This window comes from Aquirufa regiilacus (assembly GCF_032470275.1).
Lineage (GTDB): Bacteria > Bacteroidota > Bacteroidia > Cytophagales > Spirosomataceae > Aquirufa > Aquirufa regiilacus.
This window is the reverse complement of the sequence record NZ_JAVNWW010000001.1, coordinates 300,759-318,807: the sequence shown is the minus strand read 5'-3', so window position 1 is coordinate 318,807 and position 18,049 is coordinate 300,759. Positions and strand designations below refer to the sequence as shown.

9 protein-coding genes are annotated in these 18,049 nt (G+C 41.6%); 2 read left to right on the top strand and 7 right to left on the bottom strand.

Features of this window, described 5'->3' with window-relative positions; translation table 11 throughout:
• Positions 1–34: 34 nt before the first annotated feature.
• Positions 35–1,105 (top strand): Gfo/Idh/MocA family protein, encoded by a 1,071-nt coding sequence (locus PQG45_RS01355; protein WP_316070143.1) that lies wholly within the window; start codon positions 35–37, stop codon positions 1,103–1,105.
• A gap of 307 nt (positions 1,106–1,412) precedes the next feature.
• On the opposite strand, the gene PQG45_RS01350 is transcribed toward PQG45_RS01355, so the two are convergent.
• Positions 1,413–3,443: a S9 family peptidase gene (locus tag PQG45_RS01350; protein ID WP_316070142.1), complete on the bottom strand. Its 2,031-nt coding sequence runs from the start codon at positions 3,441–3,443 to the stop codon at positions 1,413–1,415.
• Positions 3,444–3,497: 54 nt separating this feature from the next.
• Here PQG45_RS01350 and PQG45_RS01345 point away from each other — a divergent pair, with 54 nt between their 5' ends.
• Positions 3,498–5,522 (top strand): M13 family metallopeptidase, encoded by a 2,025-nt coding sequence (locus PQG45_RS01345; protein ID WP_315575929.1) that lies wholly within the window; start codon positions 3,498–3,500, stop codon positions 5,520–5,522.
• 564 nt (positions 5,523–6,086) lie between these two features.
• Here PQG45_RS01345 and PQG45_RS01340 read toward each other — a convergent pair.
• The 6 genes from PQG45_RS01340 to PQG45_RS01315 all read right to left on the bottom strand — a co-directional run bounded on the left by PQG45_RS01340 (position 6,087) and on the right by PQG45_RS01315 (position 18,049).
• Complete coding sequence (locus PQG45_RS01340; protein ID WP_315575931.1) at positions 6,087–7,532, bottom strand: RagB/SusD family nutrient uptake outer membrane protein; 1,446 nt, start codon at positions 7,530–7,532, stop codon at positions 6,087–6,089.
• Positions 7,533–7,550: 18 nt separating this feature from the next.
• Positions 7,551–10,700: a SusC/RagA family TonB-linked outer membrane protein gene (locus tag PQG45_RS01335; RefSeq protein WP_315575932.1), complete on the bottom strand. Its 3,150-nt coding sequence runs from the start codon at positions 10,698–10,700 to the stop codon at positions 7,551–7,553.
• 149 nt (positions 10,701–10,849) lie between these two features.
• The gene (locus PQG45_RS01330) at positions 10,850–12,280 is read right to left on the bottom strand and encodes a SusD/RagB family nutrient-binding outer membrane lipoprotein (protein WP_315575934.1); all 1,431 of its coding nucleotides are present in this window, start codon (positions 12,278–12,280) and stop codon (positions 10,850–10,852) included.
• 21 nt (positions 12,281–12,301) lie between these two features.
• Complete coding sequence (locus PQG45_RS01325) at positions 12,302–15,508, bottom strand: SusC/RagA family TonB-linked outer membrane protein (RefSeq protein WP_315575936.1); 3,207 nt, start codon at positions 15,506–15,508, stop codon at positions 12,302–12,304.
• A gap of 184 nt (positions 15,509–15,692) precedes the next feature.
• Positions 15,693–17,006 (bottom strand): gluconate:H+ symporter, encoded by a 1,314-nt coding sequence (locus PQG45_RS01320; protein WP_315575938.1) that lies wholly within the window; start codon positions 17,004–17,006, stop codon positions 15,693–15,695.
• A gap of 173 nt (positions 17,007–17,179) precedes the next feature.
• Positions 17,180–18,049, bottom strand: coding sequence for a sugar phosphate nucleotidyltransferase (locus PQG45_RS01315; RefSeq protein WP_315575939.1), 870 nt, complete (start codon positions 18,047–18,049; stop codon positions 17,180–17,182).

Below are 18,049 nucleotides of genomic sequence, written 5' to 3'. Positions count from 1 at the left end.
ATTCTTGTTAACTTGGTGATTCAAACCTGAAATTATGAAAACAGTACGCGTACTCGTAGTTGGCTGTGGCAATATGGGAGCATCCCATGCAACGGCCTATCACAACTCCCCTGACTTTGAGATTATCGGCTTGGTATCTCCTGGCAAAAGCAAAGAAACCTTGAATGCTAAAATAGGTGGAAAATATCCCCTATTCAACGAATATTCTGCTGCTTTGGCGGAAACGAAACCCGATGCAGTTTGTATTTCCACCTACCCAGACACCCACGAAGCGTATGCAATTGAGGCCATGGAAGCCGGTTGTCATGTGTTCATTGAAAAACCCATTGCCGACAGTTTAGCGGGTGCCATACGAGTGGCTGAAGTAGCTAAAAAAACGGGCAAAAAACTCGTTGTGGGCTATATTTTACGTCATCATCCGTCATGGATTAAGTTCATCGAAGTGGCCAAAGAAATGGGGAAACCCTTAGTAATGCGTATGAATTTAAACCAACAATCTCACGGCTACATGTGGGATGTGCATCGTAATTTGATGGCAAGTTTAAGTCCGATTGTGGATTGCGGCGTGCATTACATTGATGTCATGTGCCAAATGACGCGTTCGAAACCGGTTCGCGTTTCGGCGATTGGAGCACGCATGACCGAAGATATTCCGGCTGGAAATTATAACTATGGCCAACTGCAAATACATTTTGAAGATGGTTCCGTGGGTTGGTATGAAGCCGGTTGGGGGCCTATGATTTCCCAAACAGCCTATTTCGTCAAAGACGTTTTTGGGCCAAAAGGTTCCGTTTCCATCGTGGCACAAAATGCTAGTGGAGAAGGAAAATCTGATTCTGTGGAATCACATACCAAAACCGAATCCTTGCGTGTTCACCATGCTGATATCAATGCTGAAAATGAATTTACACGTGCTGATGAATGGATTAATCTTACGGACGAACCGGATCACCAAGGTTTGTGTGACCGCGAACAAGCCTATTTCCTTCATGCCATTCAAGCCGATGTGGACTTGACGGATCACGTGGAAGATGCGGTCAACAGCCTTCGCATTGCGTTTGCTTGTGATGAGTCGGTGCGGACGGGAAAGATGGTGGAGTTGTAAAAGTCACTAGTCGCTAGTCACTAGTCCAGAGGCTGAGAGTTTAATGAATGAAGTCTCTCTTCTTTTAGACCAATGACTAGCGACTGTGGACTAACGACTGATGACTAGTAACTATCGACCGACGACTAGCGACTGACAACTAACGACTAGTGACTAGCGACTAACGACTAGCGACTGACAACTACCGACTAGCGACTAGAGACTAGTGACTAGCGGCTAACGACTAGCGATTAGTGACTGACGACTAGCGACTGACAACTAACGACTAGCGACTAGTGACTAGCGACTGACGACTAGCGACTAGCGACTACTTCAAATACATCCCTAACCAATTCCTCACTTCCTGATAATGAAACTTCGAATTATCCGGATTTAGTATCCAGTGATTTTCTCCCGGAAATACAATCAATTTACTAGGCACTTGTAAGCGTTGGTGAATACTCCAGTTTTCAAGTGTGTTATTAATCGGAACACGGAAGTCATTCTCCCCTACTGTCATAAACATCGGTGTTTTAAAATTAGCAGCGAAGCGCATCGGATTTTGTTCTTTCCACGTTTTAGTAGGCACCCAGGGTGCGCCGCCATTCATTAACTCTCTTCCCCAAATCACATCGGATGTTCCCCATTGTACCTCAGAATTAACTAATCCCGCATGAGCCACTAAACATTTAAAATGTGAAGTTGTGGCTTGCATCCAGTTGGCCAAATGCCCCCCATACGACGCTCCTCCAGCTGCCTGTCGGGAAGCATCGATAAACGAATAGCGCTTGATTGCATCGGCTGCTGCTTCCAATATCTCATTCCCTGGGCCTTTGAAAGGATCAAATTGAATATCCTGAGCAAACTTCTCCCCATAGCCCACAGATCCGGTATAATCCGTCATCACAATGACATAATCGGTCGAGCCTAACACATAGGGATTCCAACGGAAATTAAAGGTATCTTTAAACGAAATGGCGGGTCCACCATGCATCAAAACAAAGAGTGGATATTTTTTGGAGGCATCAAAACCTGCAGGACGCAAGATAATACTGCGAATCATTTTGCCGCGAGACGATTTGGTCCAAAAAACTTCAGACTTGGGTAAATCCATGGTCGAAAGTGCTGCATCATTGGCCTTTGAAATCGCAATCGATTTACCAGCATTCCAAACAAAAACCTCCGCTGGCGCAGCGATATGTTGGTAAGTATAAGCCATCGCTTCTCCCGCCACCGACAACCCTGTAATAGATCCTGACTCCCCGCCAAGTGTAGGCTTAACTTCACCAGACGCAATTGAAATCTGGACCACTCGATCGACACCTTGATCTTCAATACTCGCAAAAATCGAATTGCCTGAAACTTCCCAATCGTTGATCGGTCGGTCAAGCCCAACGACCAATTCGGTACGATCTTCCATGGATGGCCAAGCAAAACGATACATATGGTCTACATAATAAATCTTAGTTCCATTTGTATGCCCTGTCGCAATCAAGTATTTTCCATCTTCGGAAAATTGAACTTGGGAATAATTCATTGCATCCGTGCTGAGTAATTTTTCTGCACCGCCGGCAATAGATACGGAATAGAGATGTGATGTAGCAGATTGGAAAGCTCCTGTGTTATACTCCGTTGTTGCCGCAAATACAATTTGAGCGTTATCAGGTGAAAAGCTAAAAGAGCCCAATTGGAATCCTTTCGATTCAACTAAACGTACTTGAGAAAATATATTTTTAGGTGCTGGTTTAGAAGCAGTTAAATCCATCACATAGACATGTGATTGTTTGTCATCCAACCAAGAATCCCAATAGCGAATCGGGAAAGAAGTATAAACACGTGCTTTGGTTTTAATCTTCTTTTTTTCTTCGGCCAATTTCTTACTTAAAGAATCGGTGAATGCTGTGGCAAACACTCGAGAGGTGAAGGCAATTTTACTACCATCCGAACTGATTTTAGGCGTAAGTACACCCGTAGAAATGTTTGTCATTCGTTGGGCTTCTCCGCCAAGATCCAAGTTTAATCGATACAATTGAGCTACTTCATCCCCTTCTCGTTTAGCCGTAAAAAAGATCTGATGAAGCGTAGGATGCCAAAAATAATTATCTTCACCCCCTTTGGAATTCGTGATTTTTCGAGGTTCTGTGGAACCGTCTGCAGCAGCAAGCCACAAGTCGGTGGATTGTTCATCAAGATTATAGGATGTTTCGGTCCGACTGTAGATGACCCATTTGCCAGAAGGGCTAAGCGCTGGAGTTCCTATTTTTTTTAGCAGCCACATACGTTCATGCGTCATGGCTGGTTTTTGCGCGAGCGCGTTAAAGCCGCAAGCAAATAGAACAATAAGTAGAATTTTTTTCATAGAAAACATTTACCGTCGTAAATTAGTTATTAAAACTTCATCTAATATAAACTTATGAGAAAAAATCATGTTCTACCTATCCTGGTATTTCTACTAGGGTCATTTGCTTTAGAAGCACAAACTCCTTTTAAATACATCGACCGATCTAATATGGATCTTCAGGCTAAACCTGGAGATGATTTCGCACAATATTCGAATGGGAATTGGGTGAAAAAAAATCCAATTCCGGCCAAAGAAACGCGCTGGGGCACATTTAACCAATTACGTGATTTTAATAGCAATGCGGTAAAAACAATCTTGGAAGAGACGCAAACATCGAAAGCCGCTGCTGGATCCGTTGAGCGCCGCGTGGCAGATTTCTATGCCGCTGCCATGGACAGTTTGACCATTGAGAAACTCGGATTTACACCAATTCAGGCCGACTTAAACCAAATTAATTCCATCCAATTCAAGTCACAAGTCGTGACCGAGATTGCTCGCATGCGCAGATCGGGTGCTGGTTCTCCTCTATTCGGTTTTTACGTAGGACAAGATCGTAAACAAGTGAATAAGCAGGTTCCTCAATTAGGCCAAGGCGGAACATCCTTGCCGGATCGTGATTTATATTTAAAGTCGGATGCGCGCAGTTTAAAAATTCAGGAAGCATTCAAAACCTACATTGCTACGTTATTTCAGTTAATTGGAACTTCCCCAGATCAGGCAAAAGCAAATGCGGAAACCATCTTCCAATTAGAGAAAAAATTAGCGGAAGCGCAGATGTCACGTTTGGAAATGCGTGATCCCTATAAGACATACAATAAACTTGTTTTCTTGGATTTTAATCAAAAAACTCCGGCATTCAATTGGGCATTAACCTTCCAAGATTTTGGCACAACAGCACCCGATTCGGTGTTGGTTTCTGCGCCAAAATTCTTTGAGTCTGTTAACAAGATGTTAATTGAGACACCCGTTGAAACGTGGAAAACCTATTTGACATGGAATCTATTGAAAGGTTCTTCCAACTATTTAAGTTCTCCATTTGTGAAGGCCAACTTCACATTTAATCAAGTAATCAGTGGCCAAAAAGTTCAAACGCCTCGTTGGCAACGCATGTCATCTCTAACGGATGGGGTGATTGGAGAATTATTGGGTCAATTGTATGTCGCGAAATATTTCAAACCCGAGGCGAAAGTGCGGATGGAGGAATTGGTTAAAAACCTACGCAAAGCATTCGAAATCCGAATTAAGCAATTGGATTGGATGAGTGAGGAAACCAAGCAAAAGGCCTTAGCTAAATTATATGCCTTTACGCCAAAAATCGGCTATCCAGACACATGGAAAAATTATGCAGGTTTGGAAATTTCGCCCAAGGCATTTTACCAAAACATGCGTAATGCAGGTGCTTGGGGGTTCCAAGAGAACATCGCTCAGATTGGAAAACCGGTAGATCGCACAAAATGGGGCATGTCGCCACCAACGGTTAATGCGTATTATAGCCCGGTGATGAATGAAATCGTTTTCCCTGCAGGGATTTTACAATTCCCATTCTTTGATGCCAAGGCGGATGATGCCATTAACTATGGAGGTATTGGTGCGGTCATTGGCCACGAAATGTCACATGGATTCGATGATTCAGGAAGTCAATACGACAAAGACGGAACTTTACGTAATTGGTGGACAAAAGATGACCTTGCCAAATTCAAAGCGAGAACTGAGTTATTGGTTAAGCAATTTGATGCATATACGATTTTGGATACGCTACACGTAAATGGAAAGTTGACCTTAGGAGAAAACATTGGTGACCTAGGTGGTTTAAACATTGCTTATGACGCGTTCAAAATGACGAAGCAAGGAAAGTCTAAATCGAAAATTGACGGGTTTACTTCGGACCAACGGTTCTTCTTATCGTATGGACAGGTTTGGAGAGGTTCATCATTACCTGAAACTGCAGCTAACTTAATTCAAACAGATCCGCATTCGCCGGCACAATACCGGATTATTGGTGCACCTGTTAATATGGATGCTTGGTACAAAGCTTTTGATGTGAAACCGGGAGATAAATTGTATAAGAAACCGGAAGAGCGGATTAAGATATGGTAGTGAAGAGTGAAGAGTGAAGAGTGAAGAGTGAAGAGTTTAGAGTTTGAGCCCAGGGAGAAATCCTTGGGTTTCTTTTTGAACGTTGGACTTTAGACAATAGACTTTAGACGTTGGCATATGTTTAGACGCGACAACTCGCATCTAAATTTCGAATGTACCATGGCTTTAGCCTAGTAATTTTTGAACAAAAACCTAAGGATTAATTGAAATATGAAGGACTGCGAAATTGTTTTTTTCAACGATGGGATGATTAACGGACAACAGAATACTTACCCTAGTCAATTAGCAGCTGACATCTGAATACAGACTACTAATATCTGACCACAGCGCACTTTCAACTGCCCACAGACAACTGAATAAAGACCCTTATCCACCGGGTATCTGACTTCTGATTATTGTCCACAGACTACTAAAATCTGTCAACTAACCACTGTCAACCGCCTATTGACCACTGAAAACTGACGACTGATAAAATAGGTAATAAACAAAAAGAGCCCAGGGATTTCTCCCTGGACTCTAAATGGATAAGACGAGAGACTTATCAAGTCTCTATACGCTTAATATTTATTTCCCAATACTAGGGTTCGTTTGAACCTCAGCTAATGGAATACCATAGATGTAACGAGGATCAGATGGTTGGATCGTTGCACCCGCACCGAAAGATACCATCGGCTCACCACGACGCGTCACATCATTCGCACGGAAACCTTCCGCTAAGAATTCGATACGACGTTCTGTCAAGATTGCTTTGATCACATCCGCTTTCGTATCTAATGCAGCAAATACATAAGCAGCATCCGAACGACCGTGAACAGCCTTTAATAAAGCAGCTGCACGTGACAAGTTACCTGTTTCCGCCTCAGCTTCAGCAAGGTTTAACAATACTTCAGCATAACGAATGTTAGGTACAAAATCTACATAAGGAGATACACCACTAAACTTCGTAGATGAAGGGAACTTAGCAACAGCCGTTGTAGCAACTGTCAACTTTGTTTTACGATCATCTGTTGCAGCAAATTGAGGATTATTGTAAATACCGATTGTACCTGTATTTAAGTAATATTCAACGTTACCTGCATTGAAGTAGTAACCCAATTGATTTTGCGTTCCTGGAGCATTCGTTGCATCCATTGGGAAAGAGAAAATCGACTCAGTCGTTGTGTAAGGTGCTTTAAACACAGCAGATACATCCGCTTGTAAAGCATGAGCTACACGCGTAGATGATTTAAAAGGTGAAGTAGCTGAAACAATTTTATTTGCATCTGCAATAACACCTGCGTAATCACCCATGGCCAACTTCACACGCGTTTTTAAAGCAATTGCTGTGTTCTTGTGTGCACGCGTTGTGTTTAACAAAGCTGTACCATAAGAATCTGGCAATTCATTTTCCGCATCGTTCAAATCTGACAACACTTGCGCATAAACTTGAGCAACTGTGCTACGAGGCATATCATTATCAGCTGAAGACACAGAGCCTTTCAAACGTAATGGCAAACCTGCAGAAGCACCTTTGTCTAAAATATAGGGCTTAGCAAAATATTGAACCAAAGAGAAGTACGTTAATGCACGCAAAAACTTCGCTTCTCCACGGTAATTAGCCGCCAAAGTAGAAGAAACTGCATTTGGATTAGCAGCCAAACCTTCTAAGAACAAATTTGTACGATTAATCGTCAAGTAACCCTGTACCCAGAAATTCGCTAAATACGAATCTGAAGGATCTTGGTTACCTTGATACGTTGAATACCCTGTAACAGAGTTCGTCGTACGGTTAACCCAATCCTCTCCACGGATATCGTTATAAATCAAATAACGACCACCGAATAAGCTACCGTTTTTCGCAGAGCCATACAAACCATTAACTTGGGAAAGGACACGTGCAGGTGTATTAAATACCGTTGCATCAGACAAATCCAATTCCGGAACTGCACTAAGGAATTCCTTATTGCAAGAGGAAACAGTCATCGCAAGCGCGATTGACAAGATTCCCATTTTATTTGTGAATAATTTCATTTTCTTTATCTGTTAAAATTACAAACCTATGTTAATACCAAATGTAAATGAACGACCTTGAGGAATTGAGTTACGCTCAATACCTGAAGCAAGGTTAGAATCACCATTTGAAGAAATTTCAGGGTCAACACCTGTATAAGCTGTCAACAACCATAAGTTGTTTGCTTGTGCATACACACGGATATTTGAGATTCCAATCGACGTTAAGTTCGTAGGAATTTTATAACCTAATGTTGCTGTTTGCAAACGTACGAAATCTCCTTTTTGAACATTGGCATCAATTAAGAAAGATGAACCGTTTGATACGTTATCACCATAAACAGCCTTTGGAATTTCAGTCACTTGACCTACTGTCTTCCAAGAGTTCAATACCTCAACTGAGTTATTCCAAACACGTTGGTCACGTAAACCCGCTTGAGATCCGTTGTAGATGTAGTTACCTCCTGAGAATGTAAAATTTACACCTAAATCAAATCCTTTGTAACGGAATGTGTTATTGAAACCACCGTAGAAAGTAGGCAATGTATTTCCTAAAATTTGTTGCTCAGATGAAGGTGACGTTGCAGCCTTACCATCTAATGTCGTCCAAGCTAATGCTCCACCTAAGTGAGAGTATTGTACTTTTGTTCCATCACGTTTGATGTAGATACGACGACCATTCTCTGGGTTCACACCTGCTGTCTTTACACCGTAAATTTGTGCAGCTGAATAACCAACTTTCGTAATTGAAGTTACCTCTAAACCTGAAGTGGCCGTCAAGATTGGTGTGTTTGCGTCAACTAATGATGTAACCATGTTTTCGTTGGTTGCAAAGTTTAAGTTAGTCGTCCAAACAAATCCATTGTTATTAATTGGAGTTGCTGTTACCGCTAATTCATAACCTTTATTATACATCGAACCTACGTTAGCCAGGATTGAGTTTCCAGGAATACCTTTTGAAGGTGCTTGAGGAACGTTCAAAATCAAGTTGTTGATATCCTTGTAGTAGTAGTTTGCTTCTACTTGAATACGATCGTTTAAGAAACTAACATCTAAACCTACGTTGGTTTGTGCCGAAGTCTCCCATTTCAAATCCTTGTTACCTGCTTGGTTAAATGACAAGGTTGGTGAAGCACCGTAAAGTCCTGATGCAAATGTTGAATAAGAACCGTATGCATTGGGTACGTTACCGTTACCTACTTTGCCATAAGAAGCTTTCAAACGTACATTTGATACTTTATTTCCTAAGTCTAAGTTCTTGAAGAACTCTTCTTCTGAAATTGTCCAACCCAATGACGCTCCACCAAAATCACCCCAACGGTTCTCTGAAGATAATGCAGAGTTACCATCACGACGGTAGTTGGCGCTCAAGAAATACTTTCCTCCATAATTATAAGAGAAACTTCCTAAATAAGCCTCATAAGCAACTTGGTAGATACCATTACCTGCTGCTAAGTTCGTCCCATAGTTTCCTTGGAAATCTGTGAAGAAGAAATCAGCAAGCGTTTGACGCTGCGCTCCCCAGTTCAATACACGTGTTTTTTGAACATCAGAACCTGCAATTAATGAGAAATTATGCTTCTCAGCCAATGTAACATTGTATTGCAATGTGTTAATCCAGTTCCAGTTATCTGATTTCGCAGTATTGTTATATGCGTCACCACTTGCAGACCAACCATCACCATTGTAAGGGTTGAAGAAACGGATATTTTCCGTGTTACGGCGATCCCATGAGTAGCTAGTCTTCGCAGTTAAGCCTTCCATTAAACGGAACTCAGCACCTAAATTTGCAATTAAACGTGTGTTTTCAGATGAAATTTTATCCAAATCACGTACAACAACTGGGTTAGGGAACTGAGCAGGCAATAAGTTGTTCATACGACCAACTGTATTGTTCTCTAAGTTATAAGAACCATCTGCCTTGTAAGCTGGCAAGTTTGGAATTTGAGCAACCGCAATACGTCCTAAACCAGATGTATTAAATGCTCCACCCGCATTCGAACCAGACATAGGCGCCTTGTTGAATGTATTTGAGTAGTTAAAATTAGCTGTCAATTTCAACCATTTCGTTGCTTGGTGATCCATGTTGAAACGACCCGAACGACGTTGGAAGCTATTGCTACGCAAGAAACCATCTTGATCAGAAAATCCAGCTGAGAAATAATAGCTTGTCTTATCTGTACCGCCGTTGATTGTCAAGTTATGATTCTGAGAAACAGCTGTTTGGTATACTTCTTTGTACCAATCTGTATCGATCAAAGAACCATCCGCATTGTAATTAGGCAAGAATGACTTGTTCTCTGCATTACGAGCAGAGGCTGCAATTGCATTGGGATTCATGGCTAATGCATTCGCAATCGCACCATTTTTGTGATCCATGTATTGTTGTGCATTTAACACGTCTGGTAAACGAACTGCCTCCGAAATACCTGCCCAAGAATCGATCGAAACTTTAGCTTTTCCTGATTTACCACGCTTTGTTGTGATCAACAAGACCCCAGCACCCGCACGTGAACCATAAATTGCAGCAGATGCCGCATCCTTCAATACGTCGATTGACTCAATATCCGAAGGGTTAATATCCGCTAAAGGGTTATTCGTAGTCGAGTTAGCTGAAACGTTATCCGTTGAAATAGGTATACCGTCGATAACAACCAAAGGGAATGAGCTCAAGGATAATGAACTCAAACCACGTACACGGATAACTGGAGGGTTATTCAACAAACCATTGGGTTGTGTGATGTTAACACCCGCAGCTTGTCCTGTTAATCCTTGTGAGAATGATTGTACTGGACGCTCAGCAATTGATGCCGCTTTAACCGTAGAAGCAGCACCCGTAAACTCCTGGCGCTTTTTCGTACCGTAACCTACCACAACAACTTCTGATAATTGTTGGTTATCCGCCTGTAATTGAACGTCAATGACGCCTCTAGAACCAACAGATACACTTTGAGAATTAAAACCTACAAAAGAGAATACGAGACTTGCTCCATCTGCAACTGCGATTTTATAGGTTCCGTCAGCTGCAGTACTTGTTCCTTTCGAAGAACCTTTCGCACTGACACTAACGCCCGGCATGCCGCTTCCATCCTCAGATGAAGTGACTTTACCGGTAACTTGCCTTGTTTGGGCGAACAATGTGCTTACTACAGCCATCATCAACACCCAGGATAGTACTAGTTTTTTCATGTTGTTTAGTTTAATGAATGAACTCAAATATAGGACTCAAACATGAAATCACCATAAATTGTTCTAATATATTTGCATTTTTTGCGGAAAAGCCAAATAAAAAAGGGCGATCCAATGGATCGCCCTTTTAAAAATCAATTTAAACTTGATTAGTTCTTATCCCAGAACAATTTCGTTGTAACAACATCACCACCAATTGCAGAAGCTGCAGCTGTGTAGTTAGTACCGTTCAATGTTTGCTCGGTATTAGGATATGTTAAACGTGTAGGGAAACCAGACTTCGCGTTGATTGGAGTCGCAATTTTTGGTTGGTCAAGACGACGAATCTCAGTCCAAGTCTCATAAGGACGATTGTATAATGCAATCCACTTTTGAGTACCAATTTTTTGCTTCCAATCTCCTGCTGCTGTTGTATAAGCAACATCTGCTTGAGCTAAATACTCAGCAGCTTGTGCAGCAGTTCCACCCCAATATAAAATTGAAGCAGTGATTGCGTTGTTGTAATGCGATTCAGCAGAACCTGAAACGTTAAATCCTCTTTCTTTTGCTTCAGCGCGCAAGAATTCAGTTTCAACATAATCAGCTAATACGTAAGGAGCATCCGCAGCGATAACTTTCGCGCCAGCACGAGAGAAATCAACATACGTATTTACCTTTCCTACGATTCCACCTGCATATTTACCTCCGTTGTTTGTTGAGAAGTAAGATCCAGTACGTGGATCATTCCATCCTAACAATTTATCCATCAAATCTTTCGCAGCGATGTAATCTTGACGACCACCCAAAACGATATCCACGTGTAATGGATTTTGGTTTGGAGATGCAGAAAGGTATGTAAATAAACCATTGTCAGAAGCAGCAGAGATAGCACCCGCGTCAGAAGCTTCAACTGCAGATTTAGCAGCAGATGCATCAACGTCAGCTAATACCATACCTAACTTCATACGAAGAGTGTTTGCAAATTTTGCCCATTTAGCAACAGATCCTTTGTAAACAACATCTTCAGATGCTGTAAATGCAGCACCAGAAGCGTCTAACTTAGAAATGTCATTGTTCAAACGAGCTAATAAATCTGCTGAAACAGTTTTAGCATCATCATACTTAGGGAACAATTTCGCAGAATTCAATGCTTCAGTATATGGAATGTTACCAAACGTGTTCACTAGGATAGAGAACGTGTAAACTTCCATGATATCCAAGATAGCTAATTTATTAGCTTTTTCTTTCGGCAACAAAGTTGCATCTGCATTGATCAAACGAGATGATTCACGTAAATCTGCTAATACATCACGGTACATTCCTGACCACCAAGTGTTCGGGATTGCACGTGTAGCGAAATCGTACTGTGCTTCATCTTGATAAACCGCCATAGCCCATTGGCTAGTCGTAAAACGGAACACGTTTGTGTTCACACTCGCTGTCGCTAAATTCCCCGCAAGAGATTTAACTGCACTTGAAAACAAAGTAGGCGCAGGAATAGTCGCTGGCTTCTTTGTCTCAACATTTAATGAGGCTAGATCCTCTGTACAAGCCGTTGCAAGAAACAAAAGCGGTACAAATACTAAAAATATTCTTTTCATCTGATTCAAAATTAAGGATGATTAAAACACTAATTTCACGTTGAAACCAATCGAACGAGTCGTTGGATACGCACCTGATTGATATCCTTGCAAGTTACCTGCAGATAAATTCTCCTCAGGATCTGAGTGTGGAAGGTTCTTGTGAATGATCCACAAGTTACGTCCATAAACAGACAAATCTACGCCTTTAACGCCACCTAATTTAGCTACGATTGAACGAGGTAATGAATAAGTCAAATTCGCCTCACGTAACTTCACATAACTTGCATCGTAAACGAATGCATGTTGTGGGTTGTAAGCATATCCGTATGTACCATACCAGTTCTCAACACGTGTTGTATTAGGAGTTCCATCAGCTTTAACACCTGGAACGATAATACCACCACCGTTTGCTACCTCTTCACGAGAAGGATTACCTTTATCATTCAATAAAGCTGACTCTTCTAATACACCTGTTGCAGCACCGTAGTATTGATCAAGTGAGAATACTGAACCACCTGACTTCACATCAATTAAGAAACTGAATGTAACGTCTTTGTAACGGAATGAGTTGTTCACACCACCGATCCAGTTTGGATTAACATTACCGATGTTGTTAGTAGTCGTTGTCGTTACATCATAACGTCCATTCGCTTTTACTAACTTCTCACCGTTCAAGTATTTCCAAGTCTTACCTTTCAAGATACCGTAAGGCTCACCCACTGTCGCGTTCAATGTAACACCACCTTGGAATGAAGCTAACTGTAAGTTTTGGCTTTCATTGTAAAGGCTTAACACCAAGTTACGGTTACGTGTAAAGTTCACGTTTACGTTCCAAGAGAAATCAGCCGTTTTGATTGGATTAGCATAAAGGCTTAATTCAATACCTTTATTCTCAATGTTACCTGCATTTACATATGTCGAGTTATAACCTGTTGATGTAGTAACAGCAGCTGGCATAATTTGATCCAATGTATTTGTGTGGTAATAAGTCAAATCAAATCCTAAACGGTTTTGCATAAATGCCATTTCAACACCAATCTCTTTCGAAATTGTTTGCTCTGGCTTCAAACCTGGATTGTTTTGCGTTCCTGGAACAGAGAACAAGATCGTCGAACCAAACGGAGCTGGCTGATCATATACGTTGCTGATTGAACCCCAAGGTGCATCATTACCTACCGTTGCATAGTTAGCACGTAACTTACCTGAAGTTAACCAAGGTAAATCTTGTAAGTGATGAGAGAATACCCAGCTCAATGAACCTGCATAATACAAATACTTGTTGTTAGCAACAGGCAATGTAGAAGATTGATCTTGACGAACAGTACCATCCAACGTTAAGAAATCCTTGTATGAAACAGTTCCACCAGCAAATAGACCAAATACTTCACGTGGATTGTAAGTCTCAGATGGAGCTGAAACAGTTCCTTTTGAGTTAGCAATTGAATAAAGACCTGGTACGATCAAACCACCATTTGTGATTGCATAGATCGAACGGTTCAATGACTTACGCAAGTTAAGACCTGCTAAAGCTTTCACGTTCAAATCTTTCATAACGTTCTTGTCGAAATTTGCAATTAAATCATAGTTGATTTCTTGGAAATGACGATCATAACGAGAATACTCAGGAATATCTGTAGAACCTACCGCGATACGCTCCTCTTGGAACTCATCGTAAGTATCCATCGTGATACGACCTAATACGTTCAAGTAATCTGTTGGCTTGTAGTTCAACATTGCATTACCGAACACACGTGTACGTGTATCGTTCTCGTAGTTTTGGTAACGAGTCCAATAGTAGTTATCTGTATAGATAGGCTTCAATCCAGCAGCTGTTGAAGGATCTGACCAGTTCCATGTAACGTTCTTGTTGTTACGGAAATATGCATCACGTTGCTCATAAATGTCAACGTTAGTTTGATACCATTGACGGAAGTTTTGGTTCACGTTCAATCCATCATAACCTGTACCGTAACGACCTTTACCTTCTACTACTGAGAAGTTTGCTGTCGCAGAAGCTGTCAATTTAGAAGTAACATTGTATGTACCACCCAAATTCATGATGTTCTTAGTCACCTTTGAATTAGGCAATGTTCCGCGATCTTCATTACGTGTATAACCGAATTTGATCGTTCCTTTATCTGTTGCACCATCTAAAGAGATGTTTGTATTGTTCGAAATAGCCGTCTCATAAAACTTGATTGGCGTATTTTGAGCAGCAACCCATGGCTTAGCCTTTTGGAAGTTTGGACCCGCTGGATCAAATGCATCCCAGTGGTAAACCATTAACGAAGGATTAAACTTCGTTCCGTAAGAAGCATCTTCTGAAGTTGGAACAACTAAATCATCTTGACCGTCACCGTTTGCATCAAAATAGAAGAAACCGTCTTTTTGGTAAGGATCTGAATAACCAGCACCATATTGGTTTTGGTATTTAGGGAAAGTCGTTTTGTCAACCGTACCTACAGAAAGACCTGTGTTGATCGTCAAACCTAAACCACGTTTTGCTTTTTTCGTTGTGATCATGATCACACCGTTTGAAGCACGTGAACCGTAAAGTGCAGTCGCCGCAGCTCCTTTCAATACAGTCATTGACTCGATATCGTCTGGGTTAATATCCGCAGCAGCATTACCATAGTCATAACCTCCACGACCCGTACGTTGGTTTGAAGAGTTTGTTACCGAGTTATCGATAGGCACACCATCCACAACGAATAAAGCTTGGTTATTACCAGTCAAAGACTTCGAACCACGGATAACAACGTTTGTTGATCCACCGATTGCGTTACCTTGAGTAATTTGAACACCAGAAACTTTACCTGATAATTGTGAGAATGCGTTACCTGAACGAACACGTGTCAACTCATCACCTTTAATTTGCTGTGCAGCATATGGTAAAGAGTTTTTCGTACGTGTTAAACCAAGGGCAGTTACAACAACTTCATTTAATTCAGACGCATCTGAAGCTAAAGAGATATTGATAACCGATTGGCTACCCACAGAAACAGTTTGTTGCTTATACCCAACAAAGCTGAATACAAGCGCAGTACCATCACTTACAGAAATCTTGTAAGTACCATCTGCACCTGTTGTTGTACCACGAGAGGTACCTTTTAGGCTGACACTAACTCCCGGAAGAGCAGAACCATCCTCTGAAGCAGTAACCTTTCCAGTTACTTGTCTTGTTTGAGCTAATAATGAACTGAAAACAGTCATCGTTAAAACCCAAATGAGTAAGAGTTTTTTCATGTTGATTAGTTTAATTAATGAAAAAATAAAACATTTAGTTGGGCAAATTAGGAATTTTCCGATAAAGGCCAAAGAAAATTTTGCAAAAACATGCAATCCTGATAAAAATCAGTGTATAATCGGCGAATGCCTAAAAAAGAAATTTGCATTTCTTTCATATTTGCCCATCTGGCAAGTCCAGGAATTAAATTATTTCATTAATTAATAGAACTCCTAAAAGCCCCACAATGGAAACGATCGTTTCCATCAAAGACCATGAGCGAATAGTTTCCTTCACAGATAAATTGAAATACTCCTTAAACATCCAAAAACCCGTATCATTCACATGGGAAAACATCAAACTCCCCGCGCCTATACTTAAGACCATCAGATTAGGATTCACACCTCCTGCGACAACTAAAGGTAAAATCATACCTGCCGCCGTCAATCCTGCGATGGTTGCTGATCCAATGCATACGCGTATGATGGCTGCCATTAACCAACCTAAAACTAAAGGAGGAATAGGCAAAGTACCCAAATAGCCCGCAATTTCTTTACTCACTCCGGAGGCCAACAAAACTTCCTTGAATGTGCCAGCTCCTGCAATGATTAATAAAATCATCGCCACATCCTTCACCGCATCTGCATATACGCTCATGATGAATTCCATGGATTTGCCCATTCGAATACCTAATGTATAGGTTGCAAAACAAATCGCAATCAACATCACCATCGCAGGGTCAGCAATTAAATGTAAGATGGGGGAAGCCGGCGAATCCTTTCCTAATTGGATATCAAAAGCTGTCGTACATACTAATAGGAATACGGGAAGCAAAGCCGTTAAAAAACTAGCTGCCTTGCTTGGCAAAGCGTCCTCCCCGATTTCCTGTGTACTGAACGACTTGGGAGCCTTCGGATGTATGTGAACCAAAGTTTTGGCAAAGATAGGTCCCGCCAAAATAATGGCCGGAATAGAAACAAGTATCCCATAAGTCAAGGTCAAACCCATGTTGGCCCCAAATTGAGCAACCAATGCCGCCGGGGAAGGATGCGGAGGAAGGTATCCATGGGCCACCGACAACGATGCCATCATCGGGACTCCCGCCATCAAGGGATTTAATTTGTAGCGTTGAACGAGTGCAAAGATCAATGGAATCATTAATACGAATCCTACATTATAGAATAAAGGAATCCCAATGACGAAACCGGTGACCATCAAGCCCCAACTAATATGCTTCTCTCCGAAAAGTTTAATCAGGGAACTTGAAATTTGTTGGGCCGCCCCACTCGCCGCGACCAATTTCCCCAACATCGCACCTAGAACGATAATGGTTACCAAAGAACCGAGCGTATCACCTAAACCTTTCTGTATGGATTTCGCCAAATCGGGCAAGGGCAATCCTAATAGTATACCGCTCAACAAACTCACCAATAAAAAGGCTATGAATGAATTTACTTTTAGATAGGTAATGAGAAAGACCAATAGGCCGATACACAGGATTACGATTGCAATGGACATCTTTTTAAATAGGTTTTGCACCAAAGTACAAATAATTCCTAGATAACAAAAAAAGAAACCCCAGGTTAAAACCTGGGGCTAAAAATTAATAACCCCAGACTAAAGTCTGGGGAATCGGCGCAAAAGCGCCTCAAACTTTGGCAAACCTGTAAGGATTGCCAAAGGGGAAAATATTAAAAATCCCCGTAGGTCTCTTCTAAATACTGTTGCATGACCATGATATCCTCCTTGGAAGTCAAATCCGGCACGTTTTCTGCCAAAGGTATCGCATAGAAACCTCTGCCCTCTCCCTCACCAAACATCACAACGGATGTTGGCAATTCTTTTTCATTACGCACCGCATGAAACGGCGTCTTTGCTAAATAAGGCAAGAATGCCGACGCTTCAAATACAAAAACGTTCATGCTCACGCCCAAACGACCAATCTTGGCCATCAATTCTGCCGCCTGCTCGGCCGTCGGCTTCTCAATAATCTCCAATAAATACCCCTGCTCATCCGTACGGATCAAGGCGAATGCCGAAATACGTTCCGCTGGATACAACAAACTATCCCGGTGATATGAAATCAAGGCATTTGGCTCAGCCGAATTCCAAAGCGTTTTCAAAGCATTTACGCTGTACAAATTGTCCGAATTACATACGATCACGCGTCCTGTTTGCCAATCCGCATGTTGCATCAAGGCCTGATAAACCGCATCCGCTGTGCCAGCTGGCTTTTCGCGATCCGCAGCGATTTGTTGGCGCGCGAAAACAATCTTCATACCCCAACAAGCATCTTTAGCCATCAGACTTTCACAATATTCCTGTGAAACGGTATCTGTTGGATGCAATAACAACATCACTTCTTCAATACCCGCTAAATGCGCATTGTATAATTGGTAGTCAATCAAGGTCTTCCCATTCTTCCCCACCTGAATCATCCCCTTTGTCACCGAGTTAGCCTGAGCAACTAAATTAGGATCTAGATCGCTCGCTCCATCTGACATCGCTTTCTTCATACGCGAGGCCATTCCGCCTGCTAAAATCAATAATCTCTTTTTCAT

Excerpts from the sequence above, each read along its gene's own strand:
- PQG45_RS01355 (WP_316070143.1), top strand. The coding sequence starts at position 35 with ATGAAAACAGTACGCGTACTCGTAGTTGGCTGTGGCAATATGGGAGCA.
- PQG45_RS01350 (WP_316070142.1), bottom strand. The coding sequence starts at position 3,443 with ATGAAAAAAATTCTACTTATTGTTCTATTTGCTTGCGGCTTTAACGCG.
- PQG45_RS01345 (WP_315575929.1), top strand. The coding sequence starts at position 3,498 with ATGAGAAAAAATCATGTTCTACCTATCCTGGTATTTCTACTAGGGTCA.
- PQG45_RS01340 (WP_315575931.1), bottom strand. The coding sequence starts at position 7,532 with ATGAAATTATTCACAAATAAAATGGGAATCTTGTCAATCGCGCTTGCG.
- PQG45_RS01335 (WP_315575932.1), bottom strand. The coding sequence starts at position 10,700 with ATGAAAAAACTAGTACTATCCTGGGTGTTGATGATGGCTGTAGTAAGC.
- PQG45_RS01330 (WP_315575934.1), bottom strand. The coding sequence starts at position 12,280 with ATGAAAAGAATATTTTTAGTATTTGTACCGCTTTTGTTTCTTGCAACG.
- PQG45_RS01325 (WP_315575936.1), bottom strand. The coding sequence starts at position 15,508 with ATGAAAAAACTCTTACTCATTTGGGTTTTAACGATGACTGTTTTCAGT.
- PQG45_RS01320 (WP_315575938.1), bottom strand. The coding sequence starts at position 17,006 with ATGTCCATTGCAATCGTAATCCTGTGTATCGGCCTATTGGTCTTTCTC.
- PQG45_RS01315 (WP_315575939.1), bottom strand. The coding sequence starts at position 18,049 with ATGAAAAAGAGATTATTGATTTTAGCAGGCGGAATGGCCTCGCGTATG.